30 protein-coding genes are annotated in these 25,336 nt (G+C 74.7%); 17 read left to right on the plus strand and 13 right to left on the minus strand.

What is annotated here, in order from left to right; all coding sequences use genetic code 11:
* Nucleotides 1–5: 5 nt before the first annotated feature.
* Entirely contained in the window at nucleotides 6–1,688 is a 1,683-nt protein-coding gene (locus HUT16_RS03270) for a purple acid phosphatase family protein (protein WP_368662668.1), read from the minus strand.
* Between the two features lie 234 nt (nucleotides 1,689–1,922).
* Here HUT16_RS03270 and HUT16_RS03275 point away from each other — a divergent pair, with 234 nt between their 5' ends.
* The gene (locus HUT16_RS03275; protein ID WP_176185281.1) at nucleotides 1,923–2,129 is read left to right on the plus strand and encodes a DUF6011 domain-containing protein; all 207 of its coding nucleotides are present in this window, start codon (nucleotides 1,923–1,925) and stop codon (nucleotides 2,127–2,129) included.
* Nucleotides 2,130–2,166: 37 nt separating this feature from the next.
* Here the strand turns inward: HUT16_RS03275 and HUT16_RS03280 are convergent, their stop codons facing one another.
* On the minus strand, nucleotides 2,167–3,015 hold the full coding sequence (locus HUT16_RS03280; RefSeq protein ID WP_254897612.1) for an adenosylcobinamide amidohydrolase: 849 nt from the start codon (nucleotides 3,013–3,015) through the stop codon (nucleotides 2,167–2,169).
* Between the two features lie 71 nt (nucleotides 3,016–3,086).
* Between HUT16_RS03280 and HUT16_RS03285 the strand changes: the two genes are divergently transcribed.
* From HUT16_RS03285 to HUT16_RS03295, 3 genes are all read left to right on the plus strand, one after another.
* Nucleotides 3,087–3,767: a TetR/AcrR family transcriptional regulator gene (locus HUT16_RS03285; protein ID WP_176185285.1), complete on the plus strand. Its 681-nt coding sequence runs from the start codon at nucleotides 3,087–3,089 to the stop codon at nucleotides 3,765–3,767.
* 136 nt (nucleotides 3,768–3,903) lie between these two features.
* Complete coding sequence (locus tag HUT16_RS03290) at nucleotides 3,904–4,104, plus strand: DUF1918 domain-containing protein (protein ID WP_176185287.1); 201 nt, start codon at nucleotides 3,904–3,906, stop codon at nucleotides 4,102–4,104.
* A gap of 40 nt (nucleotides 4,105–4,144) precedes the next feature.
* Complete coding sequence (locus tag HUT16_RS03295; protein WP_176185289.1) at nucleotides 4,145–4,837, plus strand: DedA family protein; 693 nt, start codon at nucleotides 4,145–4,147, stop codon at nucleotides 4,835–4,837.
* A gap of 279 nt (nucleotides 4,838–5,116) precedes the next feature.
* Here HUT16_RS03295 and HUT16_RS03300 read toward each other — a convergent pair whose 3' ends face one another.
* The 4 genes from HUT16_RS03300 to HUT16_RS03315 form a co-directional block, all read right to left on the minus strand.
* Entirely contained in the window at nucleotides 5,117–5,866 is a 750-nt protein-coding gene (locus HUT16_RS03300) for a PIG-L deacetylase family protein (protein WP_176185291.1), read from the minus strand.
* Between the two features lie 44 nt (nucleotides 5,867–5,910).
* Nucleotides 5,911–6,567, minus strand: coding sequence for an NADPH-dependent F420 reductase (locus HUT16_RS03305; RefSeq protein ID WP_176185293.1), 657 nt, complete (start codon nucleotides 6,565–6,567; stop codon nucleotides 5,911–5,913).
* A gap of 70 nt (nucleotides 6,568–6,637) precedes the next feature.
* Nucleotides 6,638–7,735 (minus strand): aromatic ring-hydroxylating dioxygenase subunit alpha, encoded by a 1,098-nt coding sequence (locus tag HUT16_RS03310; protein ID WP_176185295.1) that lies wholly within the window; start codon nucleotides 7,733–7,735, stop codon nucleotides 6,638–6,640.
* 112 nt (nucleotides 7,736–7,847) lie between these two features.
* A complete protein-coding gene (locus tag HUT16_RS03315) occupies nucleotides 7,848–9,323 on the minus strand; it encodes an MFS transporter (protein WP_176185297.1) in 1,476 nt (491 codons plus the stop codon).
* 161 nt (nucleotides 9,324–9,484) lie between these two features.
* Here HUT16_RS03315 and HUT16_RS03320 point away from each other — a divergent pair, with 161 nt between their 5' ends.
* Complete coding sequence (locus HUT16_RS03320; RefSeq protein WP_254898234.1) at nucleotides 9,485–10,180, plus strand: TetR/AcrR family transcriptional regulator; 696 nt, start codon at nucleotides 9,485–9,487, stop codon at nucleotides 10,178–10,180.
* Nucleotides 10,181–10,203: 23 nt separating this feature from the next.
* Here the strand turns inward: HUT16_RS03320 and HUT16_RS03325 are convergent, their stop codons facing one another.
* Nucleotides 10,204–10,653, minus strand: a complete 450-nt coding sequence (locus HUT16_RS03325; RefSeq protein ID WP_176185301.1) for a MarR family winged helix-turn-helix transcriptional regulator — start codon at nucleotides 10,651–10,653, stop codon at nucleotides 10,204–10,206.
* Between the two features lie 60 nt (nucleotides 10,654–10,713).
* On the opposite strand from HUT16_RS03325, the gene HUT16_RS03330 reads away from it, so the two are divergent.
* Together HUT16_RS03330 and HUT16_RS03335 are read left to right on the plus strand one after the other, a co-directional pair.
* Entirely contained in the window at nucleotides 10,714–11,103 is a 390-nt protein-coding gene (locus HUT16_RS03330) for a VOC family protein (protein ID WP_176185303.1), read from the plus strand.
* Between the two features lie 107 nt (nucleotides 11,104–11,210).
* A complete protein-coding gene (locus HUT16_RS03335; RefSeq protein WP_368662669.1) occupies nucleotides 11,211–11,771 on the plus strand; it encodes a DUF6629 family protein in 561 nt (186 codons plus the stop codon).
* Here the strand turns inward: HUT16_RS03335 and HUT16_RS03340 are convergent.
* Nucleotides 11,693–12,592 carry a winged helix-turn-helix transcriptional regulator gene (locus HUT16_RS03340; protein WP_176185305.1) on the minus strand — a complete coding sequence of 300 codons (900 nt, stop codon included), beginning with the start codon at nucleotides 12,590–12,592 and terminating at the stop codon, nucleotides 11,693–11,695. The genes HUT16_RS03335 and HUT16_RS03340 overlap by 79 nt on opposite strands.
* Before the next feature lie 86 nt (nucleotides 12,593–12,678).
* Here HUT16_RS03340 and HUT16_RS03345 point away from each other — a divergent pair, with 86 nt between their 5' ends.
* The 6 genes from HUT16_RS03345 to HUT16_RS03370 all read left to right on the plus strand — a co-directional run bounded on the left by HUT16_RS03345 (nucleotide 12,679) and on the right by HUT16_RS03370 (nucleotide 17,319).
* Nucleotides 12,679–13,953: an MFS transporter gene (locus HUT16_RS03345; protein WP_176185307.1), complete on the plus strand. Its 1,275-nt coding sequence runs from the start codon at nucleotides 12,679–12,681 to the stop codon at nucleotides 13,951–13,953.
* A gap of 169 nt (nucleotides 13,954–14,122) precedes the next feature.
* A complete protein-coding gene (locus tag HUT16_RS03350; RefSeq protein WP_254897613.1) occupies nucleotides 14,123–14,263 on the plus strand; it encodes a hypothetical protein in 141 nt (46 codons plus the stop codon).
* A 74-nt stretch (nucleotides 14,264–14,337) separates the two neighbouring features.
* Nucleotides 14,338–15,042 (plus strand): hypothetical protein, encoded by a 705-nt coding sequence (locus HUT16_RS03355; protein ID WP_176185311.1) that lies wholly within the window; start codon nucleotides 14,338–14,340, stop codon nucleotides 15,040–15,042.
* The gene (locus HUT16_RS03360; RefSeq protein ID WP_176185313.1) at nucleotides 15,039–15,968 is read left to right on the plus strand and encodes a hypothetical protein; all 930 of its coding nucleotides are present in this window, start codon (nucleotides 15,039–15,041) and stop codon (nucleotides 15,966–15,968) included. The genes HUT16_RS03355 and HUT16_RS03360 overlap by 4 nt, the downstream gene beginning before the upstream one ends.
* The gene (locus HUT16_RS03365; protein WP_176185315.1) at nucleotides 15,965–17,035 is read left to right on the plus strand and encodes a serine hydrolase; all 1,071 of its coding nucleotides are present in this window, start codon (nucleotides 15,965–15,967) and stop codon (nucleotides 17,033–17,035) included. The genes HUT16_RS03360 and HUT16_RS03365 overlap by 4 nt, the downstream gene beginning before the upstream one ends.
* A complete protein-coding gene (locus tag HUT16_RS03370; protein ID WP_176185317.1) occupies nucleotides 17,032–17,319 on the plus strand; it encodes a hypothetical protein in 288 nt (95 codons plus the stop codon). The genes HUT16_RS03365 and HUT16_RS03370 overlap by 4 nt, the downstream gene beginning before the upstream one ends.
* 47 nt (nucleotides 17,320–17,366) lie before the next feature.
* On the opposite strand, the gene HUT16_RS03375 is transcribed toward HUT16_RS03370, so the two are convergent.
* Nucleotides 17,367–18,239 (minus strand): polysaccharide deacetylase family protein, encoded by an 873-nt coding sequence (locus HUT16_RS03375; RefSeq protein ID WP_176185319.1) that lies wholly within the window; start codon nucleotides 18,237–18,239, stop codon nucleotides 17,367–17,369.
* A gap of 86 nt (nucleotides 18,240–18,325) precedes the next feature.
* On the opposite strand from HUT16_RS03375, the gene HUT16_RS03380 reads away from it, so the two are divergent.
* Entirely contained in the window at nucleotides 18,326–19,429 is a 1,104-nt protein-coding gene (locus HUT16_RS03380; protein WP_176185321.1) for a calcium:proton antiporter, read from the plus strand.
* 69 nt (nucleotides 19,430–19,498) lie between these two features.
* Here the strand turns inward: HUT16_RS03380 and HUT16_RS03385 are convergent, their stop codons facing one another.
* Nucleotides 19,499–19,876, minus strand: coding sequence for a PRC-barrel domain-containing protein (locus tag HUT16_RS03385; protein WP_176185323.1), 378 nt, complete (start codon nucleotides 19,874–19,876; stop codon nucleotides 19,499–19,501).
* A 272-nt stretch (nucleotides 19,877–20,148) separates the two neighbouring features.
* Here HUT16_RS03385 and HUT16_RS03390 point away from each other — a divergent pair, with 272 nt between their 5' ends.
* Entirely contained in the window at nucleotides 20,149–20,409 is a 261-nt protein-coding gene (locus tag HUT16_RS03390) for a GlsB/YeaQ/YmgE family stress response membrane protein (protein WP_176185325.1), read from the plus strand.
* Nucleotides 20,410–20,491: 82 nt separating this feature from the next.
* Here the strand turns inward: HUT16_RS03390 and glmS are convergent, their stop codons facing one another.
* Nucleotides 20,492–22,336, minus strand: coding sequence for a glutamine--fructose-6-phosphate transaminase (isomerizing) (gene glmS, locus HUT16_RS03395; protein ID WP_176185327.1), 1,845 nt, complete (start codon nucleotides 22,334–22,336; stop codon nucleotides 20,492–20,494).
* 44 nt (nucleotides 22,337–22,380) lie between these two features.
* A complete protein-coding gene (locus HUT16_RS03400; protein WP_254897614.1) occupies nucleotides 22,381–22,656 on the minus strand; it encodes a hypothetical protein in 276 nt (91 codons plus the stop codon).
* A gap of 325 nt (nucleotides 22,657–22,981) precedes the next feature.
* Here HUT16_RS03400 and HUT16_RS03405 point away from each other — a divergent pair, with 325 nt between their 5' ends.
* Both HUT16_RS03405 and HUT16_RS03410 read left to right on the plus strand, forming a co-directional pair.
* A complete protein-coding gene (locus tag HUT16_RS03405) occupies nucleotides 22,982–24,097 on the plus strand; it encodes a hypothetical protein (RefSeq protein ID WP_176185331.1) in 1,116 nt (371 codons plus the stop codon).
* 94 nt (nucleotides 24,098–24,191) lie between these two features.
* Complete coding sequence (locus HUT16_RS03410; RefSeq protein ID WP_176185333.1) at nucleotides 24,192–24,956, plus strand: MgtC/SapB family protein; 765 nt, start codon at nucleotides 24,192–24,194, stop codon at nucleotides 24,954–24,956.
* A gap of 44 nt (nucleotides 24,957–25,000) precedes the next feature.
* Here the strand turns inward: HUT16_RS03410 and HUT16_RS03415 are convergent, their stop codons facing one another.
* Entirely contained in the window at nucleotides 25,001–25,204 is a 204-nt protein-coding gene (locus HUT16_RS03415; protein WP_176185335.1) for a hypothetical protein, read from the minus strand.
* Nucleotides 25,205–25,336 lie beyond the last annotated feature (132 nt).

Genomic DNA, 25,336 nt, shown 5'->3' on the forward strand with positions numbered 1-25,336 from the left:
GTCGGTCAGGAGGCGGGGACGTCGAGGCCGCTGCGGTGCTTGCGCCAGGCGGCGTAGCCCGCGTACCCGGCGCCGGCGGCGAGCGCGGCGCCGGTGAGCAGCGCGCCGGAGCCGAAGGCGGGGGTGTCGACGGTCGAGGCGGTGCGGGTGATGGTGATCCGGTCGATCTCGGTGCCGGCCTTGGCGCCCTCGACCGAGATGCCGCGCACGGTGAGCGTGGCGGTGCCGCCGGGGGCGGCGGGCTTGACGTCCACGGCGAGCAGGTTGTGCCCGCGGTAGCGCACCCGGGACCAGTCGACCGCCTCGGTGACCTTGCCGCCGGCGCCGAAGTAGCCGGCCGCGACGCCGGAGGCGTCCTTGACGTTGCCCGCGTAGCTCTCCGGCCCGTTCGAGGGCAGGCTGTACAGGCTCGCGCCGCCGCCGCCCGCCACGATGTAGGTGGTGCCGTCGGTGACGGGGCTGACGGTGTCGCCGACGCCCGCGGTGCGGGTGGGCTTGCCGCCGCGGATCGGGTCGGTGCGCTCGTACATGTGGTTGTGGCCGTTGATGACCAGGTCCACGTTGTACTTGTCGAACAGCGGGGCCCACTTCTCCCGGACGCCGCCGTCGGAGACGTGGCTGGTGGTCACCGCGTAGGCGCAGTGGTGGAAGAAGACGATGATGAAGTCGATGGTGGGCTTGGCCCGCAGGTCGGCGAGGGTCCGCTCCAGCCAGCTGGTCTGGGCGCCGCCCGAGTAGTCCTTGTTGGCCGGGATCTCGTAGGAGACGTCGTTGGCGTCCAGCGACAGCACCGCGACGTTGCCGTAGGTGAAGGCGTACACGCTGGGGCAGTTGGCGGGGCCGTTGGTCGGCAGGTCCAGGCGCTTGGCGTGGCCGCCGTAGCCGTTGGGCGAGTACCAGGCCTCCATGTCGTGGTTGCCGGTGGCGACCATCCACGGCACGGACTGGGCGACCGGCTCGATCTGCTTGAGGTAGCCGTCCCACACCGCCGGGTTGTAGCTGTCGGTCAGCTTGCCCTGGCCGTTGGGGTCGGCGTAGCAGATGTCGCCGGCGAGCAGGTGGAAGACCGGGTTCTGCGCGGTGATCTGCGCGTTCTCCAGCGCGGCCTGGGCGCTGGCGCCCTGGTCGCCCATCGCGGTGAAGGTGAACGGCTTGAGGCCGGAGCCGCTGCCGGCGGGGCCGGTGGTGAAGGAGTTCACCGGACCGGACGCGGCCTCCAGGCCCTCGTGGCCCACCGCGTAGTAGTAGGTGGTGTCCGGCGACAGCTTGTCGAGCGCGGCGTGCCCGTAGTACTGCTCCAGCGGGGCGCCGGTGCCGTAGTCGCTGCGCAGGTTGCGGATCTCGGCCTGCACGGTCTGGCTCAGGTCGGTGGGCGAAGTGCCCACCCGCAGCACGGGGTTGGCGACGGCGGACGGCACCTGCCAGCCCACCCGCATCTGGGTGGCCGGGTCGTTGCCGAACGCCAGGTGCCGGCCGAACGGCACCACGGCCGAGCCGGGCGTGTCCGCGTACGCCGGGCGGCCGAGCAGCATCGGCCCGGCGGCGACGGCCGCGGCGCCGAACACGCCGGCCCGCAGCACGCTGCGCCGCGACAGGCCCTTGCGGACGTCCTGCCAGTACTCGTACTGCTCGGCGATGGTCATTTCGTCGGCCCGGCGGCGCGACACCCGGAAGCCGGGAAGGTCCACGGGATTTCCCCTCAGGTGGTCTGGTGGTGCGGAAGCGGAACCTCGCCCTCGCCTGATGGAGGTTCATCCCCGGAGATGTCCCGTGCGCAGACAACCGGTGAACGGTCGTACGATCCGACCGGGCGGGCCGGTGAAGATCGCCTGGGCGGACGCTGGAACTCCCTGGGCACCCACCGGGCCCCACCTGGGCACCCCCCTGTCGCGGCCGCTACCGCCCGGTGGTGAACTGGGACGGTGAGCGACCAGACCGGCAGCACCGAACCCCCGATCCCCGGCACGGCCGTCGAGCGCCGCCCGGCCCCCGTGGTCCGCTGCCGCCGCTGCCACCGCCCGCTGCGCAGCCCCGAGTCCCGCTGGGAGAAGCTCGGCCGCCACTGCGCCGACGCCCCCGAGGCCACCCGGGTCTACGTGATCGACCAGGAGCAGCTGCCCGGCACCTGACGGCGCCTCACCCCGCGACCCCGCACTCCGGGGCCCTTCACCCCGTGCCCCCTCCCTCCGCGGCAGCCCGGGACGCCAGCACGTCCGCGCAGGCGCAGCCCGGCAGCGTCGCCGGGTGGGTGGGCGGGCCGTCCCACCCGGCGCGGCGCTCGCGGTCGGCGCGGGCCCCGGCGCGGACGGCCCGGTGGACGGCCCGGGCGAGCCGGGAGCCCCAGTGCGAGCGGGGGCCGCCGAACGGCTCGGGATCCTGCCCCGGAACGGCGGTGCGGACGGCGACGCAGAGCGCGTCGGAGGGGGTGCCGGAGCAGTCGTAGCCGGCCTCCAGCAGGGCCTGGACCTTGGCCTCGGTGGCGGTGGTGAGCAGGTTGAGCAGCCCGGCGTCGGAGACCGGGGCGGGAACGACGGCCAGGATGTTGATGGTGCCCGGCACGTACGCCCCGTCGGCGGGCGCGGCGGGAACACCGGGCGCGGCGGCGGCAACGGGGGCGGCGGGCACGGGGGCGGCGGGCGCGGCGGGCGCGGCGGCCCAGGTGGGGACGCCGATGCCGGTGGTGACCAGCGCGGTGACGCCGCCGTCCTCGGCCCAGGTGCAGGCGTCCACCTCGGCGGCCGTCATCAGGCCCGTCCCGGGCCCGGACAGGCCCTGCGCGGCGGCGAGTTCGGCCAGGTGCCCGGCCGGGTCCATCCGCCCGTACCCGGCCCGCACCTGCGCGTTGAGCACCCAGTGGCGCTCGCCCAGCCCGCCGCCGAGGACGCCGGAACCGGCCATCCGCCAGCCGGGCCCGGCCCGCCACACCAGCAGGTGCCGGCACGCCCCGTCCTCGATCCGCCCGGCCCGCTGCACCGCCACCGCCCGCTGCACCGCCACCGCCCGCTGCTCGTCCATGGTCCGACACCCAACCACACCGGACCGGCCGGAATTCGCCCCGGCCCGACCGGATGGGGCAGAGTGGCGTCATGACCCCGCAGCCCTCCGCGTCCGCCGCCCGTGCCTCCCGCGCCCCGGCCGCCGGGGCCCGCCGCCGGCCGGTGCAGCAGCGCAGCCAGGAGCGGTACGAGCGGCTGCTGGACGCCTGCGCGGGGCTGCTGGACGAGGTCGGTCCGGCGGGGCTGACCACCAAGGAGGTCGCGCTGCGCGCGGAGGTGCCGATCGGCACCCTGTACCAGTTCTTCGCCGGCAAGGAGGGCCTGCTCGCGGCCCTCGCCGAACGCAACCTGGCCCGCTTCCTGGACGGCCTGGCCCGGCGGGTCACCGCCACCGGGGCGGGCCCGCCGAGCGTGGCCGCCTTCACCGACCACGCGGTGGACGAGTTCGTGGCGATGAAGCGCACCGTCGCGGGCTTCGGCCACCTGGACTTCGGCCTGGTCGGCACCGTCCGGGACGGCGGGCTCGACGACCTGCACCTGCTGGACGACGAGCTGGACAACAACGCGGCGGTCGCGGTCCGGCTGCGCGCGATCGGCGGCGAACTGTTCGCGGCGCCCGGGTACGCGCTGGCCCTGCGGGTGGCGATGGAGTGCGCCGACGCGGTGCTGAAGCTGGCGTTCCGGGCCGACCCGAAGGGCGATCCGGCGCTGATCGGCGAGTGCAAGCGGCTGGTGCGCAGCTACCTGGCCGACGTCCCGCCGACGCCCTGAGCGCACCGCTGCCTGGATCCACCGGCGTCCGGGCCCGCCACTGTCCCGGGCCCGCCGCCTTTGCGCCGTCCGGGTGCCCGCCGCACAGTGGAGGGGGAAGCTCACAAGTCCGTTCCTCCACCCGCGGGAGTGCCCGATGCAAGCCATGGTGGGAGACCACGTCCACATGTACAGCAGGTCGGTCGGCATGACCGACCGCAGGGGTGAGATCGTCGAGGTGCGCGGCACCGACGGCGAACCGCCGTACCTGGTCCGCTTCGAGGACGGCCACGCCGGCCTCGTCTACCCCGGCCCCGACTGCATCGTCGAGCATCGCCCCGGCGAGGAGCAGCGCTGACCCAGGGCCCCACCGGGCCCGGTAGGAGGAGTGCCCGACCTTGTCGCCGCCACTGCCCGGCCCGCTGGCCCACCTCGCCCCGCTGCTCGACGACTACGGGTACCTGGCGGTCGGGGTACTGGTGTTCCTCGACAACTGCGTGCTCCCGGTGCCGGGCCAGACCATCCTGGTGCTGGCCGCGGTGTACGCGGGCGCGGGGCAGCTCTCGCTGCCGGTGCTGCTGCTGGTCGCCGTACTGGCGGCGGTGGCGGGCGACGCGCTGGCGTACGTGCTGGGCCGCACCGGCGGCCTGGCGTTCGTGCACCGCTGGGGCCGGTACGTGCGCCTCACCCCGGAACGGATGGAGCGCGCCGAGGCGTTCTTCCGCCGCCGCGGCGCCCTGGTGGTCACCGGCGCCAGGTTCGTCGACGGCCTGCGCCAGACCAACGGCCTGATCGCGGGCACCACCGAGATGCCCTGGCGCCGCTTCATGGCCGCCAACGCGGTGGGCGCGGCACTGTGGGCGGGCGTGTGGACGGCGGTCGGCTACTTCGCGGGCAGCAACATCGACACCCTGTACCGGCAGGCCGTGCGCTACCAGGTGCTGCTGTTCGCGGTGCTGGCCGCGCTGGTCCTGCTGCTGGCCGTCCGCACCTGGCTGCGCCGCCGCCGTCGCCCGCCCCGGGACGCGGCCACCGGCCGGATCCCGCACCAGAACGGCCAGGACGACGATGTGCCCACCGACCATCCGTGACCTGTCACTCATGACCCGTCACCCATGACTCGTCATCCGTGCTCTGCCACGCATGACACGTCGTCCATGACCCGCCATCCGTGACTCGTCATCCGTGACCCATCACGCATGGCCCGTCACCCATGACTCGTCATCCATGTCCTGCCACACGTGACCCGTCACCTATGACCCGTCATCCATGTCCTGCCACGCATGACACGTCATTCATGACCTGTCATCCGTGACGGGTCATCCGTGCCCCGCCACGCATGACCCGTCACCGACCCACCCCCCAGCCGCTCAGCGAAGGTTGAGCACCTCGAAGGCGGCGGCGTAACGGGTGCCGAGGCGGGAACCCGCGGCCCGGCCCATGCCCTCCAGGAACTCGGCGGCGTCGGCCATCTCCCCGCCGAGGCCGTCCAGGTAGGCGCGGTGGGCCTCCAGCGAGGCGACGCCCGCGGCGAAGGTGTCGGTGGTGTCGACGGCGTGCAGCCCGTCCGGGGAGCCGGCCGCCCAGAGCTGGCGGACGCCGTTCCACGGCTGGTGGCCCTCGGCGGTGAGCTCGCGGAAGACCCAGCGGTTGCCCGCGTCGCGCACCGCGTCCAGGGTGGCCCGGCCGACGGCGATGTGGTCGGCCTGGTTGGGGAAGACGCCGCCGTAGGTGTCCCGGAAGTTGGTGGTGATCACGATGTCGGGGCGGTGCCGGCGGATCGCCCGGGCCAGGTCGCGGCGCAGCGGCAGCCCGTACTCGACGACGCCGTCGGGGTACGCGAGGAACTCGACGGTGTCGACGCCGACGATCCGGGCCGACTCGACCTGTTCGCGCTCGCGCACGGGGCGGCACTGCTCCGGGTCCATGCCGTCGATGCCGGCCTCGCCGCTGGTGACCATCAGGTAGCTGATCCGCTTGCCCTGGCCGGTCCAGCGGGCGACGGCGGCGGCCGCGCCGTACTCCATGTCGTCGGGGTGGGCGACCACGGCGAGCGCGGTCTCCCAGTCCTCGTCGAGCGCCTGGTAGGGGGGCGGGGCCTGCTCGGTGGTGTCGCTCATGGTGCTTGCCTCTCGATCGGGCCCGCCCCGCTGCCGGACGGGGTTCAGCGCGCGGTGCGGATGGCGTAGTTGAAGTCGGCGTGGCCGTAGTGGCGCATCAGGCGCAGCCAGAACGGCATCAGCATCTCCAGGGCGCGGGCGGCGTCGATGCCGCCGAGGTCGAGGACGTCCTCGGCGGGCCAGCCGAACTCGCCGAGCAGGGCGGTGACCCGGGCCTTGGCGTCGGCGTCCTCGCCGGCCACGAACAGCTGGTGCGGCCCGGGGATGCGGCCGGGGTCGACCATGACCTCGCAGTTGACGGTGTTGAGCGCCTTGACGACCTTGGTGTCGGGCAGGGCGCGCTGGAGGCGCTCGCCGACGCTGTCGTCGTTGACCGGGTCGAGGGTGACCTCGCCGGTCGGGGAGAACACCAGCGGGTTGGACACGTCCAGCAGGATCTTGCCGGCCAGGTTCTCCGCCCCGGCGAGTTCGACCGCGGCGAGCGCGACGGTGCCGCCGGTGGCGTTGATGACGAGGTCGCCGAAGGCGGCGGCCTCCGCGAACGTCCCCGGGTGGGCGAGGGGGCCGGAGCGCTCCGCCCAGTCCTCCGCCGCGGCGTTGCCCTTGCTGCGCGAGCCGAGGGTGACCTCGTGGCCCAGGGCGACCAGCTTGCCGCCCAGGGTCTGCCCGACCGTTCCGGTGCCGATGATTCCGATCCGCATCCGCCTGCTCCGTCCCCACGTCAGATCGATGATTCGAACGCACCCTACAAGAGCGCGCCCTGACGAGTGATCAACTCAGCGGTTCCGCCGCCTTCTCCCGTTCCTGGCGGGCCGCCGCCGGCTCCAGCGGGACGCCGTTGCGGCGCAGCACCTCGCGGACGTCGAGGATGAGCGGGAACACCTCGTGGTTGCGGTCCCCGCCCTGTTCGTCCCAGGCCCGCTGCTCCGCCTCGACGGCCGTCCGGTCCTGGGCGAAGACGCGTTCGGTGAAGCGGCGGATCAGCGGCCAGGCGAGGTGCAGCGCCCCGGGGAACGCCGGTTTCGCGATCATCAGCAGGCCGTAGGCGTGGTTGACCCGCTGCTCGGCGTCCTCCGGGACGTAGGCGGCCCAGAGCGAGAACGCCGGGAGGCCGGTGCTCTCGGGGACGTCGTGCAGGGTCTGGTAGGGGTACTCGGTGCGGATGGTGATGACGTCGGCGGAGTTCCGGCCGCCGATGCCCTCCGCCGAGAGTAGTCCCGCGCCGCGGTCCTTCCGGCCCCCGGCGGGGACGAACCGGTACCGGGCCTCGACGTGCCGCGGGCCGCTGTCGTACCCGAGCAGCTCGGGCCGGATCATCCCGAGGACGCTGCGGTGCAGGAACTGGTGGTTCATGTCGAGCAGGTTCTCGTGCATGAACGAGTAGTGGCACCGCACGGTGCGGGAGAAGGTCATCGTCCGGTGCGTGGGCGCGTGGTACTCAGGCAGGTGCGGGAACGGGGCCGCCTCGGCCAGCGCCGGGTCGCCGGGGAAGACGAACACCAGGCCGTACCGCTCGCGGACGGGGTAGGAGCGGACGCCGCGCGGCGGCCGTTCGCAGCCCTTGGGCAGGTAGGGGATCTGCGAGATGCGGCCGTCGCCCCGGTACGCCCAGGCGTGGTAGCAGCAGCGCAGGACGTCGCCCTCGACCACGCCCATGCTCAGCGGCACCTGGCGGTGCGCGCAGCGGTCCTCCAGCGCGTGGACGGTGCCGCTGCCGCCCCGGTACAGGGCGATCCGCTGACCGGCGAAGACGGCGGCGAAGGTGCGGCCCCGCCGCACCTGGCGGGAGGTCGCCACCGGGTACCAGTGGTCGGGGGCGATGCCGATCCGGCGGAGGTCGGGGGTCGGACCGGTCAGGGCCTCGCTCATGGGGGTGCTCCCTCGGGCTGGGGCGGCAGGGCTCTCCCCCACCGTCGCCGCGAGGGCCCGGGTCGGCAACCGCGACGGCTGCCGACCCGGGCCCGGGGCCCGCGGGGGGTGGTTAGGCGGGGTGTTCTTCGGTGGTGTGGGAGTCGGTGAGGGTGAGTGCGCCGAGTGCGGTGATGAGGCCGACGGCGGCGGCGAGGATGGTGTAGGTGATGCGTTCGCCGTGGAAGAAGGAGGTGGTGAGGGTGTGGTCCCAGGTGCCGGCGGGCAGTTGGGTGGTGACGAGGGCGGCGATGAGGGTGCCGACGACGGCGGTGCCGATGCTGCTGCCGATTTCCTGGGCGGTGTCGTTGAGGGCGGTGCCGATGGAGGTGCGGTTGTCGGGCATCTTCTCGACCAGGGCGATGGCGCAGATGGTCATGACGGTGCGCAGGCCGATGGTCATCACGACCATGGAGGCGGCGATGGCGGGGTAGCCGTGGTAGACGCCCCAGGCGAGGCCGGCCAGGGCGGTGGCCAGGCAGGCGGCGCCGACCAGGCAGGCGATGCGGTGGCCGTGGCGCTTGGCGAGCCATTCGGACAGCGGGGTGGCGGCGAGCATGGTGACGATGATGGGGAGGTTGGCGAGGCCGGCTTTGACGGGGCTCCAGCCGTAGGCGTACTGGAAGTGCAGGATCAGGCCGAACATGACGGCGGCCATGGCGATGGCGGTGCCCATCTGGGCGATGGCGGCGCCGCGGACGGTGCCGTTGGTGAAGAGTTTCAGGTCGAGCATGGGGGCGCTGGTGCGGCGCTCGTGCCGGATGAAGGCGAGGGCGGCGGTGAGGGCGCCCAGGACGGAGGCGAGGGTGGCGGGGGAGGTCCAGCCGTGGTCGACGCCGCTGGTGAGGCTGTAGCAGGCCAGGCCGATGGCGGCGACGCTGAGGGCGGCGCCGGGCAGGTCGAGGCGGTCGCGGGTGAGGTCTTCGGGGCGGTCGGCGGGGACGCCCAGGCGTACGCCGATGGCGGCGATCAGGGCGATGGGGGCGTTGACGAGCAGCAGCCACTGCCATGCGACGTGGGCGAGGGCGGTGCCGCCGAGTAGCGGGCCCAGGACGAAGCCGGACATGCCGACGACGATCATGACGGTCATGGCGCGCATGCGCAGGGCGGCGTCGTCGAAGAGGCGGAAGACGAGGGAGTTGGTGATGGGGGCCATGGCGGCGGCGGCGATGCCGAGGCCGGCGCGCAGGGCGATGAGCTGTCCGGTGCCGGTGACCAGGGCGACGGCGAGGCTGAGCAGGCCGAATGCGGCCAGGCCGGTGAGCAGGACGCGGCGGCGGCCGAGGCGGTCGGCCATCGAGCCGGCGGTCAGCAGCAGGCCGCCGAAGGTCAGCGAGTAGGCGCCGGTGACCCACTGCAGTGCGGTGGTGCCGCTGCCCAGGTCGCGGCCGATGGTGGGCAGGGCGATGGACAGCAGCGTGTTGTCGACCATCTCGACGAAGAAGGCCAGGCAGAGCGCGGCCATCGGGATCCACGCCGCACGCAGCGACGGATAGGTGCGCGGCGCCGCGGCAGCGGCGGCGGGAGTGGTGGTCTCGGTGCCGGTCATAGCGGCCTCCTCTCGGGACGGGTGTCACATTATCGAACTCGGTTCGATACTAGAACCACGTTCGATAATCTGGCAAATGTGGTTGGATGAAGGGCATGACACCTCCGCGCCAGCGCCCCGCCGACCGCACGTCCCGGGAACGCCGGCGCGCCTCGCACTCCATCGAGGCCGTCCTCGGCGCCGCGGTGGAACTGCTGGACGAGGCGGGTGAGCCCGCCCTGACCATCCGGGGCCTGGCGAGTCGGCTCGGCACCGGCGTCGGCAGCGTCTACTGGTACGTGTCGGGCCGGGACGACCTGCTGGACCGCGCCGTCGACCACGTGCTCGGCGGGGTACTGGCCGAGACCGCGAAGCTCACCGGCACCGGCGACCCGATCGAGGACCTGCGGACGATGGCCGTGATGCTGTTCGACGCGATCGTGGACCGCCCGTGGCTGGGCTCGCGCTTCATGCGCCACATCGACGCCCCGGGCAACTCGCTGCAGCTCTACGAGGAGCTGGGGCGCCCCACCCTCCGGCTGGACCTCACCCCCCTGCAGCGCTTCCACGCCGTCTCGGCCGTCGTCGGAACGGTGGTCAGCAACGCCGCCGACCTCGGGCAGGAGCCGCCGGACGAGGTGGCCGACGGCATGATGAACCGCGACGAGTTCTTCAACCGCTACGCCGAGACCTGGCGCTCGCTCGATGACGCCGCGTACCCCTTCCTGCACGAGATCGTCGACGTGTTCGAGGACCACGACGACAAGGAGCAGTTCCTCGCCGCCCTCGACCTGACCCTGGCCGGCCTGCGGCAGCTGGCCGGCCACCCCCCGGCGGACGGCTCCCCGGCGGACGGCTCCCCGGCGGCGGGCGCCTGACGGAGGGCGCCCGACGGCGCGCGCTACCCCCGCCCGCCCCCGGCGCGCAGGCGCAGCAGCAGCTCGTGCAGGGTGGCGCGCTCGGCGGGGGTGAGCGGGGCGAGGACCGCGTCCTGGACGGCGCGGGCCTCGGCCTGGAGTTCGGCGAGGCGGGTGCGGCCGGCGCCGGTGAGGGTGAGGGTGAGGCGGCGGCGGTCGTCCGGGTCGCGGGTGCGGTCGATCCAGCCACGGGCGGCGAGCAGGTCGGCGGCCTTGGCCAGGTCGCTGGGGTCCAGCCGCAGGCGGGTGGCGAGTTCGCGCTGGGTGTGCGGGCCGAGGTCGGCGAGGGCGGCGAGGGCCGCGTGGTGGTACAGGCGCAGCCCGTCGGCGGCCAGGCGTTCGGCGAGGCAAGTGCGGGCGTCCTTGCCGGTGCGGGAGAGCAGGTAGATCGTCAGTTCGCTGAGCGAGGGCGGGGGTTCGGCGGGATCGGTCATGGAGTCAATCATAGGTTCACCCCTATAGTGGGTCCATACCCACTATTTCGGAGGTACCCCGTGGACGCGCTGCACCCCCGCCTGCTGGTCGCCGACTTCCCCGCCTGCTTCGCCTTCTACGACGCCGTCCTGCCGCCGCTGCTCGGCGCCCACCGCGTCCAGGGCGCCGAGTGGGGCCCGTACGCGCACTGGGACGTCGGCGAGCAGGCCGTGCTGGTGCTGTTCGACCGCGCCGCGATGGCCGGCGCCCTGGGCGAGGAGCCGCCCGCGCCCCGGGGCGACATGTTCGTCTGCCGGGTCGCGGACGTGGACGCCGCGTACGCGCTGGCCCTGCGCAGCGGCGGGACGGCGGTGCTGCCGCCCGCCGACCGGCCGGAGTGGGGCGCCACGGTGCGCACCGCCCACCTGCGCGACCCGGAGGGCCGGCTGATCGAGTTCCAGTCGTACTGACGGGCCGTCGGCTCGTACGCTTGCCGGATGTGCTGGAGTGCCGAGGCCGACCTGGCCGCCGGGGCCGCCGTGGCGGCGGTGGGCGTCGGCGCGGTGCTGCGCGCCGGGTGTCGCGGCGGCTGCCGCTGGCCGCGCTGCCGCTGCTGCTGGGCGCGCACCAGCTGGTGGAGGCGGGCGTGTGGGCGGGCTGGGCCTGGGCCCGGACGGTGTGGGCGGTGGTCGCGCTGCCGCTGCTGCCGCTGTACGTCCCGGCGGCGGTGTGGTGCGCGACCCGCCGCCGCGCCGCCGGGTGGTTCACCCTGCTGGGCGCGGCCGTCGCCGTCCCGCTGGCGCTCGCGGTGGCCCGGCGCCCGGTGGCGGCGCACGTGCACGGCCACACCCTGGGCTACGCGGTCGGCGTCCCGGCGCCCGGGCTGCTGCTGGCCGGGTACCTGGCGGCGGTGCTGGGCGCGCTGCTGTGCTCGGGCGACCGCCGGCTGCGGCTGCTGGGGTGGATCACCGGGCTGGGCGCGCTGCTGTGCGGCCTGCTGTGGCGGCTGGCGTTCGTCTCCACCTGGTGCGCGCTGGCCGCGCTCGCCTCGGTGCTGCTCTACCGCTGGGCGGACGTCAACTCGTCGATGAGCGCCAGGACTTCGGCCACCGAGCCGCCCGGGTCGGGCACCGGGTAGAGCACCGCGCGCACGGTGCGGGCGCCGTCCACCACCAGGGTGAGCCGCTTGAGCCGCTCGGCGCCGCCGGCCCGGAAGGTGGGCAGCCGCAGCGCGCCGGTCAGCCGCAGCGCGGCGTCCGAGAGCAGCGGGAACGGGATGGACTGGTGGGCGGCGAACGCGGCCTGCTGGTCGGGGCGCTGGGTGGAGACGCCGTGCACGGTGGCACCGCGCTCGGTGAAGGCGTCCGACCGGTCCCGGTAGGTGCAGGATTCGAGCGTGCAGCCGACGGTGCCGGGGATGTCGCCCCAGCCGGGCGGGTAGCCCTGGGTGCCGGGGGCGTACGCGCCGGGGAAGCAGTACAGCACCGTCCAGGGGGTGCGGCCGACCGGGTCGGTGAGCGGCGGGCGGGCGCTCTCGGAGGCGGCGGGCAGGGCGAGTTCGGGGACGCGGGTGCCGACCAGGGCGTGCACCCGGCGGGTCTCGGCGGAGTCGGGGTCGGCGGTGGCGGTGAGCGTGCCGTCGCCGAGCAGGTGGCGGCCGCCCCAGTCCTGGAGGGCGACCAGCACGGGCAGCAGCCCCCAGCCCTTGTCGGTCAAGTGGTAGGCGTAGCGCGGCGGGTGGGCGTGGTAGAGGCGCTTCTCGACCACGCCGTCCTCGACCAGGGCGCGCAGCCGGGCGGTGAGCACCTTGCGGCTGATGCCGAGCGACTCGTGCAGGGCGTCGAACTGGTGGGTGCCGCCCGCGAGGTCGCGCACCAGCAGCAGGGTCCACCAGTCGCCGACCACGGACAGCGCCTGGGCGATGGAGCAGTCGGTGTCGCCGACGTCGGTGTAGCGCATGGCACCACCTTGCCACTGCCGCGTCCGCACCGCCTATAGTGAGTTCCCCAAGGGAACTCACTGCCTGCCACCAGGGGGAACGCCACATGAGCACCACCAGCACCGACCGCACCGACCAACCACTGCGGGCCCCCGCCGACGGCGCGGCCGCCGCGTTCTGGCGCTACTGGGCGGCCACCACCGTCAGCGGGCTCGGCGACGCCGTCACCGCGATCGCCCTGCCGCTGACCGCCGTCTCGGTGCTGCACGCGAGCGGCTTCCAGGTCGGCCTGGTCACCGCCGCCGGGTACGTGGCCTGGCTGGTGATCGGCCTGCCCGCCGGCGTCCTGGTGCAGCGCCTGCCGCTGCGCGGCACCCAGATCGCGATGGACCTGCTGCGCGCCGCCGCCATCGCCTCCGTCCCGCTGGCCGCCGCGTTCGGCGTGCTCGGCCTGCCGCACCTGGTGGCGGCGGCGCTGCTGGTCAGCTTCGCGAGCGTGGTCTTCGACGTCGGCAACTCGACCTTCCTGCCCGCCGTGGTGCCGCCCGAGCAGCTCACCGCCCGCAACAGCCTGACCTCCGCCACCCACGCGGTGAACCAGCTCGCCGGGCCCTCGATCGGCGGCCTGCTGGTCCAGTTGCTGAGCGCCGCGACGGCCCTGGTGACCGACGCGGTGAGCTTCCTGTGCTCGGCCGCGCTGCTGCGCACCCTGCCCCGGGCCGCCGTCGAGCGCCCCGCGCCCGCCGCCGACCGGCCGTCCTTCGGCGCGCAGATCCGCGAGGGCTGGCGCTACGCGACCCGGCACCCGGTGGTGGGCCCCTGCCTGGCCGGGGCGACCTGCGTGAACTTCGTCTGCGGCGCGCTGATGGCCGTGGTCCCGCTGTTCCTGGTGCGCACCCTGCACGCCCCGGCCGGGCTGGTCGGCGTGCTGATGGCCGCCGAGGGCGCCGGCAGCCTGCTCGGCGCGGCGCTCACCCCCCGGCTGGCCGCCCGCTTCGGCACCGCCCGCACCCTGGTGTGCGGCTCGCTGTTCGGTGTGGCGGCCGCGCCGCTGATGCCGCTCGCCCCGGGCGGGGCGGGCCTGCTGCTGTTCGCGCTCGGCAACGCCGGGTTCGGCGCCTCCGTGGTGGTGCTCAGCATCCTGACCCGCACCCACCGGCAGCGCACCGTGCCCGCCGCGCTGCTGCCCCGGGTGATGGCCACCGTCCGGTTCGTCTCCTGGGGCGCCATCCCGGTCGGCGCGCTGGCCGCGGGCGGCGCCGCCTCGCTCTGGGGCGCCCGCACCGCACTGGCCCTGGCCTGCGCGCTGACGGTGCTCTCCCCCGTCGTCCTGCTCTCCTCCCGGCTGCGCGGGGCCCGCGACCTGACCGATGTCGGCTGAACCCTCCCGCTGCGGGTGCAAAGCTCCGTTCGTGCTCGTACCGTCGAAAGGGGGGCGTCACCCGAACGGGCGATGAAATCCAGACGAGGAGGCACACCTGATGCTTACTCAGTTCCGGACCGAAACGGCGCCGCGGTCACGCACGGCGACGTCGACCGAGGCCGCCGCCTTGGCGAGCCTGATGCTGGAGGACGAGGCCGCCGTGTCCGACGCGCCCACGTACTCGCCCGAGGCCGTGGGAGCCGGGCTCCTGGTGCTGGGGCTGCTGCTCTCGCCGAAGCCCCCGAAGGAGACCAAGCCGACCCGGTGACCGGGAAGGCCCGACGACCGGGCCGGTCCGCCCGCGCGGACCGGCCCGGCCCCGTACCGGGAGGAGCCCCCGCCATGCCGTTCGCCGAGACACCGCTGCGCGACGAGTACGCCGCCGCCGTCGAACACCTGGCCCGCCGCACCCTCGACGCCCTCCGGGACGACACCGCCGCGCCCCCGCCGCCCCTCGACGCAGCCGCGCCCCGTCCGCTGCTGGCCGCGGCCCGCGTCCTGGGACCCGACCTCTTCGCGCCCCGGCTGCTGGCCGGCGCCGGGCCCGACGGGCCCACCGCCGCGCTGCTGGCCGAGGCCCGCCGCACCCTCCCGCCCCCGGCCGCCCCCTCCGAGCAGGCCGCCCTGGTGCTCGCCTGGCAGGACTGGGCCGCCGGACGCCTGCTCGGTGACGGAGCGCCACCACCGCCCGCCCCGCCCGGCCCCGCGGAGCTCGGCTGGCAGACCTGGTCGGTGCGGATGGCCCAGCTCTCCGGGCTGGCCCTGCCCACCCTGGACGGGCCGGTGCACGACGGCGCCCGCGCGCACGCCCTGGCGCTCGCCCGCGGCACCGTCCGGTCCCTGCTGCGCCGCGACCCGACCACCGCGGCCAGGCTCGCCCGCTGGCTCGCCTGGACCGGCGCCGAGGGCCTGCCGCCGCACCTGGAGGTCGAACCCGTGCTGGACCGGATCCGGCTGGCCGGCGACGGCAGCGCCCGCACCGCGCTGGGCCTCGCCGTCGCCCATCGCCTGCTCGCGGGCCCCGGCTCGGGGAGGCGGGCCGCATGACCGACACCCACGTCCTGGCCACCGCGCAGCGGCTCGGCTCCCGCGCGCTGTCCTGGCTGCACGCCGCGCACCGCGACGGCCTCGGCCGCATCCCGGACAACACCCTGATCGACTTCGCCGACGCCGACAACGCCTACAAGCCGCTCGGCGAGGTCGCCCTCGCCACCTCCCTCGTCCTGCGCGACGGCGTCAGCGGCCCCGCCGACACCCGGGCCGCGCGCGAACTGCTCGACGGCTGCTGGGCGCAGCTGCGCGCGGGCGACCTGCTGTACGAGCGCCAGCTGCACCACTTCACCATGACCGACCCGCTGGAGACCTACGGCCACTTCGCCCGGGCCGGCTACCGGCACCCGGCGCTGGAGGAACTGCTCGGCTCGCTCGCCCGGCTGCGGGCCGCGCACGCCGAGGAGATCCGCCCCAACCGGCGCCTGGGCGTCGCCAACGCCCGCCGGGTCGTCGGGCTCGACCACCGGCCGGACTGGGAGGCGCTCGCCCTCGGCACCTGGCTCGGCGCCCGGCCCGAGCCCTGGGCCGTGAACTGGATGACCGGGTACGACGTCACCCACACCGTCTTCCACCTCACCGACTGGGGCGCCCGCCCCGACGGCCTCCCCGGACCGATGCGCGACTACGTCCGGGACTGGCTGCCGGTCTGGCTCGACGTGTGGGCCGAGGTCGGGCAGTGGGACCTGGTCGCGGAACTGCTGGTGGTCGACGCCTGCATCGGCGAACCCGCCACCGGGCGCCAGGGCTGGGACGCGCTGGCCGCCGCCCAGCACGAGGACGGGCTGCTGCCGCGCGACAGCGACCCGGTCGACGGGGACCGCGAGCGGGTGTTCCTGGACCACCAGCACACCGCCGTCGTCGCGGTGGTGGCCGGCGACGTCACGCTCGCCCGGGCCCTGCGGGCGACGGCGGCCGCGTGAGCGGGGCCGGGGCCGCCCTCGATGCGGCGGTGCGGGCGGCCCGGGCGTCGTCCGCGACCGCCGTCACGGTGGCCGTGCTGGCCGGCGGCCGGGAGGAGGTGCGCTGCTTCGGGCGCACCGGACGGGGCCCGGCCACCGCCTGCACCCCCGACACCGTCTTCGAACTCGGCTCCGTCAGCAAGACGTTCACCGCGCTGCTGCTCGCCGCGATGGCCGCCCGCGGCGAACTCGCCCTGCACGAACCGGTGGAGGGCCTGCTGCCCGCCGACTGGCCCGCGCCCGCCGTCCGCGGCGCCGAGCCGATCCGGCTGCTCCACCTGGCCACCCACACCTCCGGGCTGCCCCGCCTCCCGCCCGGGCTGCTCGCCACCGCCCTCCCGGCCTGGAACAGCAACCCGTACGCGGCCTTCGACGAGCGGCGGCTGCGCGCGGCCCTGGCCAGGACCACCGTGCGCACCGCGCCGGGCCGCCGCTACCGCTACTCCAACTACGGGGTCGGGCTGCTCGGCCGCGCCCTGGCCGAACGCGCCGGGCTGCCCTACGGCGACCTGCTCCGGGACCGGGTCCTGTCGCCCCTGGGCCTGCGCTCCGCGACCTGCGCCCCGGACCGGGCCGACCCTGCCGACCGCGCCGACCGCGCCGACCGCGCCGTCGGCCACCGGCACGGACGACCGGTGCCCCCCTGGCGGATTCCCGCGCTGCCGGCGGCGGGCGCCGTCCGGGCCGGTGGGGCCGACCTGCTGCGCTACCTGCGGGCCCACCTCGACCCCCGCCCCACCGCCGTGGCCGACGCCCTGGCCGACGCCCTGCGCGACGTCCAGCGGCCGCGGCTGCGCCTGCCCGGCTCCGGCGACGAACTCTGCCTGGTGTGGAACCGCCGCCGCTCCGACGGCCGGGACCTGTACTTCCACTCCGGCGGCACCCGGGGATTCACCGCCTTCGTCGGCTTCCGCCCCGGGGACGCGGTCGCGGTCGCGGCGCTGGCCAACACCGGCCCCGCCCTGAACGGCCGCTTCGTCCAGGCGGGTTACGACCTGCTGCGCTCCACCACCCCGGAACATCCGTGAGCCCCGTGCTGTACGTTCCCCCGCACACCGCCCCGGAGCCGGCCGAGCTGGCCGACCGCACCCGCGCGGTGCTGACCGAGACGACGGCCGGGACGTCCGAGGCCCCCGGCCCGCAGGGGGTGCTGCTGGTCCAGGCGTGGCGGGGCGGGGCGTCCTACCTCTGGGAGACCCCGGACCAGCGGGAGTGCTTCGCCACGGTCCGCCCGGACGTGGTCCAGGAACGGGGCCGCGCCACCCGCCCGCTCGGCGCCGTCGGCGACCGCACCTGCGTGCCCGCTCCCTAGCGCCCGTCCGGCCCCAGGGAACGTCCGGTCCTAGCGCCCGTCCGGCCCTAGTCCGACAGCCGGACGAAGCGCTGCCCGGCGTCGACCAGCGCCGGCAGCGCCCGGGCGTAGCCCTCGCCGGTTCCGGCGGCCGGGTGGTTGAAGTGGCTGATCAGGATCGATCCGGGCGGCGCGGCGGCCACCTCCGCGGCGACCTGCCCGGGGGTGAACGTCGCCCCGCCGTCCGCGTTCACCGCGAACCCGGCGACCCGCTCGCCCAACTCCCCCACCAGGGCCACCGCGACCTCGTCGTAGTGCGCCGTCCCCGCCCGGAACCAGCCCGGCGCCCGGCCCAGCAGCGCGGTCAGCTTCGCCCGGTTGTCCGCCACCTCCCGGTACGCGGCCGCCGGATCGGCCGTCCCGGTGATGCCGTACGCCGAACGGCCGGTCACCGACAGCGGGCGGTGCGCGGTGCCGTGGTTGCCGAGTTCGAACAGCGGGTCGGCGGCCAGTTCGGCGAACGGCCCCGGGTTGGCGTCCACCCAGCGGGCGTTCAGGAACAGCGTGGCGGGCACCCGCAGGCGGCGCAGGGTGCCGATCAGCGCGGCGTCGTAGCCGTCCCCGCCCGGCCCGCCGCAGGCGTCGAAGGTCAGCGCCAGCGCCCCGTCCGGGACGGTCGCCGCCACGCCCGGCAGGTCGGTGCCCCACTGCTGCGGCGCCCGTCCGGCGTAGCGGGCCAGCACCTGCTCCCGGGTGGGCGGCGCGGGCGGCCGGGCCGGATCGGCCGTCGGGGTCGGGGACGGGGAGGGGGCCTGGGACGGGGACGGCGGGTCAGACGGGGCGTCAGGGGCCGCCGCCCGTCCCGGGGACCGGCCCGGTGCGGCGCAGGCCGCCGCCGCGAGTCCGAGCGCCGCCGCCACTACCGCCCGCCGTCCGACCATCTCCGCAGCTCCTCGCCGTGCACCGTGCCCATCGCCACGAGTGTCACTTCCGGGCCGGGCCGGTGCCATCTGCCAAGCTCGGCCGTATGGCTTCCTCCCCTCGACCGCACTACCTGCAGTGGACGACCGTCGCCCCGGTGCTGGCGTTCCTGCTGCTCCTGGCGACCTGGCACCGCGACCTGCCGTGGCCGGTGGTGGCGCTGGTGGCCTGCTTCCTGGCGGTGTCGGTGGTGGCTGCCGTGCACCACGCGGAGCTGATCGCGCACCGGGTCGGCGAACCGTACGGCTCGCTGGTGCTGGCGGTGGCCGTCACCATCATCGAGGTGGCGCTGATCGTCACGCTGATGGCCGACGGCGGCGACAAGAGCGCGGGCCTGGCCCGGGACACCGTGTTCGCGGCCGTGATGATCACCTGCAACGGGATCCTCGGCCTGTCCATCCTGGTGGGCGCGCTGAAGTACCGGGTGGCCGTGTTCAACGCGGAGGGCACCGGCGCGGCGTTCGGCGCGATCGCCACCCTGGCGACGCTGAGCCTGGTGCTGCCGACCTTCACCACCTCCGAGCCGGGCCCGCAGTTCTCCACCACCCAGCTGGTGTTCGCCGCGACCGCCTCGCTGGTCATCTACGGCCTGTTCGTCTCCACCCTGACGGTCCGCCACCGGGACTACTTCCTGCCCGTCACCCCGGCGGGCGAGCTGGTCGACCCGATGGACGACCACTCGGAGCCGTCGACCATGAGGGAGACGCTGGTCAGCGTCGCCCTGCTGTCGGTGGCCCTGGTCTCGGTGGTCGGGCTGGCCAAGGGCGTCTCCCCCACCATCGAGCGCGGCGTCGCCGCCGCGGACCTGCCCAACGCGGTGGTCGGCGTGGTGATCGCCCTGCTGGTGCTGCTGCCGGAGTCGATCGCGGCCGTCCGGGCCGCCGTCCGCAACCGGGTGCAGATCAGCCTCAACCTGGCGCTGGGCTCGGCCCTGGCCTCGATCGGCCTGACCATCCCGGCGGTCGCCGTCGCCTCCGCCTGGCTCTCCGGCCCGCTCGAACTCGGCCTGGGCCCGAACCACATGATCCTGCTCGCCCTGACCGTCGCCGTCGGCACCCTGACCGTCATCCCCAAACGGGCCACCCCCCTGCAGGGCGGCGTCCACCTGGCGATCCTCGGCGCCTACCTGGTCCTCGCCGTCAGCCCCTGACCCGCCCGCCGGTCCGGGCCGCCGGTCCCGGGCCCGCCGCCCGGGCCCCGGACCGCCGTGACGCCGCGCTCAGGGCAGTCGGTTGCCGTAGAACGGGGCGTAGTAGACCGCCAGGTCGGTGCGCAGGACGAGGTCGTCGTGGTGCGCCTCCGCCACCAGCGGCGGGGCGGCCTTGATCTCGTCCTTGGTGCGGTCGACCCGGACGGTGCGCTGTTCCAGGTCGATCTGTCGGACCGTCACCGCCGGGAGCAGGACCCGGTGGTGGAAGATCCACGGCGCGGTGTCGACCACCAGGTACTGGGGGCCGAAGTCCTCCGCCATCCGGTCGACCTTGCCGATCGGCCCGTCCGCGGCCTCCACGTGGAACCCGACCAGGTCGGCGCCCACCTCGTGGCCGGACGCGTCCCGGTAGGTCCAGACGTCCACCTGCTGCGACTGCTCGCTCATGTTCGGCTCTCCGTTCGGGCGGCTCCGGCGGGGCGGACCTCCCACCCTCCGGCCGCCCGAGGCGGTTGCCCGCGGGCCGGGGTTCCATGCCGGGCCGGGCGAAGCGCGGCGTCCACGCGGCATCCACGCGACATCCACGCGGTATCCGCACCTCATTCGCACAACATTCGCACGGCATTCAGGGAACTCACAGGCATCAGCCGCGGTGCGCCGGGCATGCGGGTGGTGCGGCGCCACCGGGGCCGCGGCATCCGCGAGACGAGGAGGAACCCGTGTCGATCCTGTGGGCGATCATCGCCGGTCTGATCATCGGTCTGCTGGCGAAGCTGGTCATTCCCGGCCGCCAGCCCATCCCGCTGTGGCTGACCATCCTGCTGGGTGTCGTCGGCGGCATCATCGGCAACTTCCTGGCGAGCGCCTTCGGCGTCGCCGACACCGACGGCATCGACTGGATCCGGCACTTCTTCCAGATCGGCGCCGCCGCCGTGCTGATCATGCTGGTGACCCCGTTCTGGTCCCGCCGACGCGTCTGACCCCCGCCGCGCCGCGCTGCCACCACGACGGCCGGGGCCCGCTCCACCGGGAGCGGGCCCCGGCCGTCGCACGTCCGGTCCGCTACTCGACCGTCACGCTCTTGGCCAGGTTGCGCGGCTTGTCGACGTCCCGGCCGAGGGCCACCGCGGCGTGGTAGGCCAGCAGTTGGAGCGGGATGTTCAGCAGCAGCGGGTCGAGTTCCGGCTCGCTCTTCGGCACGACCAGGCAGTGGTCGGCGAGCCGGGCCTCGACCGGGCGGTGCGCGACGGCCAGCACCCGGCCCTCGCGGGCCTTGATCTCGCCGAGCGCGGTGAGGTTCTTGTCGAGCAGTTCGTCGTCGGGCACCAGCGCGACGGTCGGCAGCTCGGGGGAGATCAGCGCGAGCGGCCCGTGCTTCAACTCGCTGGCGGGGTACGCCTCGGCGTGGACGTAGGAGATCTCCTTGAGCTTCTGCGCGCCCTCCCGGGCGACGGGGTAGCCCCGGACCCGGCCGATGTACATCATGCCCCGGCTGTGGGCGTACTCGGCGGCCAGGTCGGCGATCTCCTCCTGCTGCTCCAGCACCTTGCGGATCTGGTCGGGCAGCGCCTTGAGCGCGCCGACGATCCGGCGCCCGTCGGCGGGCGAGAGGTCGTGGATGCGGCCGAAGTGCAGGGCGAGCAGCGCGAAGGCGACCACGGTGGAGGTGAACGCCTTGGTGGAGGCCACCGAGATCTCCGGCCCGGCGTGCAGGTAGATGCCGCCGTCGCACTCGCGGGCGATGGCCGAGCCGACGGTGTTCACCACGCCGAGGACGCGGCCGCCCTTGCGCTTGACCTCCTGCACGGCGGCCAGCGTGTCGTAGGTCTCGCCGGACTGGCTGACCGCGACGTACAGGGTGTCGGCCTCGATGACGGGGTTGCGGTAGCGGAACTCGGAGGCGGGCTCGGAGTGGGCGGGGATGCGGGCGAGCTCCTCGATCAGCTGGGCGCCCATCTCGCCCGCGTAGTAGGCGGACCCGCAGCCGAGGATCTTCACCCGGCGGATCTCGCGCAGCTCCCGGGCGTCCAGGTTGAGCCCGCCCAGGTGCGCGGTGGCGAAGCGCTCGTCCAGGCGCCCCGACAGGGTGCGCTCGACCGCGCCGGGCTGCTCGTGGATCTCCTTGAGCAGGTAGTGCGCGTAGCCGCCGGTGTCGTAGGAGCCGACCTCCCAGTCGACCGTCGAGGGCTGCCGGGTGACGGTGCGGGCGTCCTCGGTGAAGGTGCGGAAGCCGTCGGCCCGGACGGTGGCGAGCTCGCCGTCCTCCAGGTGGACGACCTGGCGGGTGTAGCGGACCAGCGCGGAGACGTCCGAGGCGGCGAACATCTCCTTCTCGCCGATGCCGAGCACGATCGGGCTGCCGTTGCGGGCGACCACGATCCGGTCGGGCTGCTCGGCGTCCAGCACCGCGATGCCGTAGGTGCCGACGACCAGCCCCAGCGCGGAGCGCACCGCGTCCTCCAGCCCGCCGTCGCCGGCGGCGCGGTGCGCGGCGATCAGGTGGGCGAGCACCTCGGTGTCGGTCTCGGAGCGGAACACCGCGCCGTCGGCGGCGAGCTTGGCGCGCAGTTCCTCGGCGTTCTCGACGATGCCGTTGTGGACGACGGCGATCCGGCCCTCGTTGTCGGTGTGCGGGTGGGCGTTGGCGTCGGAGGGGACGCCGTGGGTGGCCCAGCGGGTGTGGCCGATGCCGACGGTGCCCTTGAAGCGGGCGGGCAGCGCGGCGGCCAGGTCGGCGACCCGGCCCTTGGCCTTGCAGACCCGCAGCCGGGCCGGGGCGGACTTGGTCGCGGGGGCGACCACCGCGACGCCCGCCGAGTCGTACCCGCGGTACTCCAGCCGCTGCAGCCCCTCCAGCAGGAAGGGCGAGGCGTCCTTGGGGCCGATGTAGGCCACGATTCCGCACATGACGTGGGCTCCTGTCAGTCGTGGGTGGCGCGGGGGCGGTCCGCTCAGCCGTAGACCATCCGCCGCAGCTGACGCACCGACAGCTGCGGGGCGGCCACCCGGCGGGCGGCCAGCTCCCCGCCGAGGCGGGCGAAGATCCGTTCGTTGGTCAGCCCCCGGGCCTGCAGCTCGCCGTGGCGGCGGCGGACGTACTCCTCGGTGCTCTCCGCGAAGTACGCCAGCACCTCCGCGACGACCCGCGCGGCCTCCCCCGGGGACAGCGCAGTGGTCCTGACGAGGTGGGCCAGCAGGTCCTCATGAGGGTGAGGTGAGGCAGGCACGATCGGGGAGCCTAGGCGTGAAGGGTTCATTTGCCAAAGATCCTGCCCGAATTCGGGCAGGACCACCAGCGGTGGCGGCCCGGTGCGACCTTTCCGCCGGACGCGGCGTGGGAAAGGACGGTGGCCGGACGGGCGGGAACGGACGGGCACCTATGATGTGGCCCGTCGCTGCGGGGCGGGGGCGGACGGCGACGGGGCGGGCGGTGTTCGGGTGATCGTGGCGGGCGTCCGACCCGGTCGGCGGTGTCCCTCGCCGGGTTTCCGGCGGTCACCCCGCAGGATGGGCCGCGTACTGTCCGTGCCGATCACTGGGGGAACGTCCGTCATGCAACCGCGCGTGTTCGCCGTCGTCACCGCCGTCCTGCTGGCCGTGCTCGGCCTCGGGTCGGTCGCGGTGACCGACTGGACGCCGAAGTCCACCGCCGCCGCCGGCCCGGGCGGCCAGCGCCCCGGCGCCGTCCCCGACAGCGCCGCGGCCGCCTCCGCCGCCTCCCCCTCCCCCACCGGCGACCCGGCGGTGTGGACGCGCTCCACCCTGCGCAACAAGCTGATGGCCGAGATGGACGCCACCGACCCCGGCGTCGCGCTCGCCGACCTCGACAAGATCTCCAAGGACAAGCCGTACACGGTGCGGTTCTGCCACCCGATCGCGCACGAGCTCGGGCACGCCGCGGTGCAGCGCTACCACCAGGACTTCCAGAAGGTGATCTCCTTCCCGCACGAGACCTGCGCGGCGGGCTACCTGCACGGCGCGGTCGAGGAGATGCTCGCCAACTCCAAGGACCCGCAGAGCGACATCCTGACGCTGTGCGCCCCGGCCAACACCGGCCCGTGCATCCACGGCGTCGGCCACGGCATCATGTTCGTCACCAAGCAGGACATCCCGGCCGCCCGCGCGCTGTGCGACAAGTTCCCCAGCCAGAGCCGCCGGATCACCTGCTCCGAGGGCGTCTTCATGCAGCTGTTCGCGCCCGACGAGGAGGACGAGAAGGCCAAGGCCAACCTCCCCGCCGACAAGCTCGCCGCCGAGCCGCTCTACCCGTGCCCGGAGCAGCCCGCCCTCTACCAGTCGGCCTGCTTCTTCTACGCGCCGACCTTCTTCCTCTCCTCGCACGACTACGCCAACCACCCCGAGGCGTTCCCCCAGGCCCTCCAGTGGTGCCTGAACGCGCAGGCCAGCGGCGGTGCCCAGGACTGCTCGCGCGGCGCCGGTTCGCGCATCATGAAGTACAACCTGGACCGCCCGGACTGGGCCGCCCAGCAGTGCGCCACCCCCAAGGACACCTGGCAGCGCCAGGCCTGCACCCAGGGCCTGGTCAGCTACTACACCGTCAACGACACCAGCGCGGGCGCCGCCGGACGCCTGTGCGCCCAGATCACCGACCGGCAGATCCAGGGCTACTGCCGCTCGGCCGGCGGCCTCTCGAACACCCTGGACTGACCCCGGGGGCGCGCCGCCCCGCCCCGGCCGGCCGTGCCAGGCTGGCCGGGGCTCGGCCTTCCCGGGGCCGGGCGGACCGTCGGACGGAGCGTCAATGGAGGGGCACGTGCACCTGAGCGCGTCACTGCCGTGGAACCCGAGCACCGGGCAGGGCCTGCGGCAGCTCACCGAACTCGGCCTGGCCCTGGTGCTGTCGACGCTGATCGGCCTGGAGCGGGCGTTCCAGCAGAAGAGCGCCGGCCTGCGCACCCACACCCTGGTGGGGCTCGGCGCGGCGTTGTTCATGGAGGTCTCCCAGCACGGCTTCAACAACGTGCTCGGCCTGTCGCACGTCTCCCTGGACCCGTCCCGGGTGGCCGCGCAGATCGTCTCGGGCCTCGGCTTCATCGGAGGCGGGCTGATCTTCGTGCGGCGGGACATCGTCCGCGGGCTGACCACGGCCGCGACGATCTGGCTGACGGCGGCCGTCGGCATGGCGTGCGGCGGCGGGCTGTGGGTGCTGGCCCTGGCCGTCACCGGCGCCTACCTGCTCATCGTGCGCGGCTACCCCCTGATCACCCGCCGCATCCCGGCCATCTCCACCCCCGAGGCGACCGAGCTGCGCCTGCTCTACCTGCCCGGGCGCGGGGCCCTGCGCCGCGTCCTGGAACGCTGCACGGCGCAGGGGTTCCGCATCCTCGGCGTCCGGGTCGACCGGACGCCGCAGGACGGCGGCGAGGAGGCCGGGCCGGACGCCGGCGGCACCACGGTGCACCTGTCCGTCGAGGGCACCGGCGACGTGTACCGCCTGATGGCGGAGCTGGCCGAACTCGACGGGGTCGTGAGCCTGTGGGGCTCGGAGACCGGGAGCACCGACTGACCGACCGCCCCGGGGGCGGGCCGCCGCCCGGCGTCGACCGGGTCTCAGACCTCCCCGCGCGGCGGGTCCACCGCGGCGGGCGCGCCCGCGCCGTCCGGGCGGCCGGGGCCGGCCTCCAGGAGCGCGTGGGTCAGCGCGGCCAGGCCCAGGGCGATCGCGCGCTGCCCCGGGTCCGTGGTCTTCTCGATCATCTTCTTGCTCTCGTCCAGGTAGTGCCTTGCCGACTCCGTGTCCCGCTGCGGTGCCATCCGTTCCTCCTCGCTGGTGCTCGCTCGGCGACCTGGTCGGACCGGGGGGCCGGACTCCGGCGGTTCGGCGCCGGCCGGGCACCACCCGGTACCACGGAGGCGTGTACCCCCGATCCGCCCGGACGCACCGGC

This window comes from Kitasatospora sp. NA04385 (assembly GCF_013364235.1).
In the GTDB taxonomy this organism is placed as follows: Bacteria; Actinomycetota; Actinomycetes; order Streptomycetales; family Streptomycetaceae; genus Kitasatospora.

What these genes read in the sequence shown, in the direction of transcription:
- HUT16_RS03280 (WP_254897612.1), bottom strand. Translation starts at nt 3,015, where the DNA reads ATGGACGAGCAGCGGGCGGTGGCGGTGCAGCGGGCGGTGGCGGTGCAG.
- HUT16_RS03285 (WP_176185285.1), top strand. Translation starts at nt 3,087, where the DNA reads ATGACCCCGCAGCCCTCCGCGTCCGCCGCCCGTGCCTCCCGCGCCCCG.
- HUT16_RS03290 (WP_176185287.1), top strand. Translation starts at nt 3,904, where the DNA reads ATGCAAGCCATGGTGGGAGACCACGTCCACATGTACAGCAGGTCGGTC.
- HUT16_RS03300 (WP_176185291.1), bottom strand. Translation starts at nt 5,866, where the DNA reads ATGAGCGACACCACCGAGCAGGCCCCGCCCCCCTACCAGGCGCTCGAC.
- HUT16_RS03305 (WP_176185293.1), bottom strand. Translation starts at nt 6,567, where the DNA reads ATGCGGATCGGAATCATCGGCACCGGAACGGTCGGGCAGACCCTGGGC.
- HUT16_RS03310 (WP_176185295.1), bottom strand. Translation starts at nt 7,735, where the DNA reads ATGAGCGAGGCCCTGACCGGTCCGACCCCCGACCTCCGCCGGATCGGC.
- HUT16_RS03315 (WP_176185297.1), bottom strand. Translation starts at nt 9,323, where the DNA reads ATGACCGGCACCGAGACCACCACTCCCGCCGCCGCTGCCGCGGCGCCG.
- HUT16_RS03325 (WP_176185301.1), bottom strand. Translation starts at nt 10,653, where the DNA reads ATGACCGATCCCGCCGAACCCCCGCCCTCGCTCAGCGAACTGACGATC.
- HUT16_RS03340 (WP_176185305.1), bottom strand. Translation starts at nt 12,592, where the DNA reads ATGCGCTACACCGACGTCGGCGACACCGACTGCTCCATCGCCCAGGCG.
- HUT16_RS03345 (WP_176185307.1), top strand. Translation starts at nt 12,679, where the DNA reads ATGAGCACCACCAGCACCGACCGCACCGACCAACCACTGCGGGCCCCC.
- HUT16_RS03355 (WP_176185311.1), top strand. Translation starts at nt 14,338, where the DNA reads ATGCCGTTCGCCGAGACACCGCTGCGCGACGAGTACGCCGCCGCCGTC.
- HUT16_RS03360 (WP_176185313.1), top strand. Translation starts at nt 15,039, where the DNA reads ATGACCGACACCCACGTCCTGGCCACCGCGCAGCGGCTCGGCTCCCGC.
- HUT16_RS03375 (WP_176185319.1), bottom strand. Translation starts at nt 18,239, where the DNA reads ATGGTCGGACGGCGGGCGGTAGTGGCGGCGGCGCTCGGACTCGCGGCG.
- HUT16_RS03380 (WP_176185321.1), top strand. Translation starts at nt 18,326, where the DNA reads ATGGCTTCCTCCCCTCGACCGCACTACCTGCAGTGGACGACCGTCGCC.
- HUT16_RS03385 (WP_176185323.1), bottom strand. Translation starts at nt 19,876, where the DNA reads ATGAGCGAGCAGTCGCAGCAGGTGGACGTCTGGACCTACCGGGACGCG.
- glmS (WP_176185327.1), bottom strand. Translation starts at nt 22,336, where the DNA reads ATGTGCGGAATCGTGGCCTACATCGGCCCCAAGGACGCCTCGCCCTTC.
- HUT16_RS03405 (WP_176185331.1), top strand. Translation starts at nt 22,982, where the DNA reads ATGCAACCGCGCGTGTTCGCCGTCGTCACCGCCGTCCTGCTGGCCGTG.
- HUT16_RS03410 (WP_176185333.1), top strand. Translation starts at nt 24,192, where the DNA reads ATGGAGGGGCACGTGCACCTGAGCGCGTCACTGCCGTGGAACCCGAGC.
- HUT16_RS03415 (WP_176185335.1), bottom strand. Translation starts at nt 25,204, where the DNA reads ATGGCACCGCAGCGGGACACGGAGTCGGCAAGGCACTACCTGGACGAG.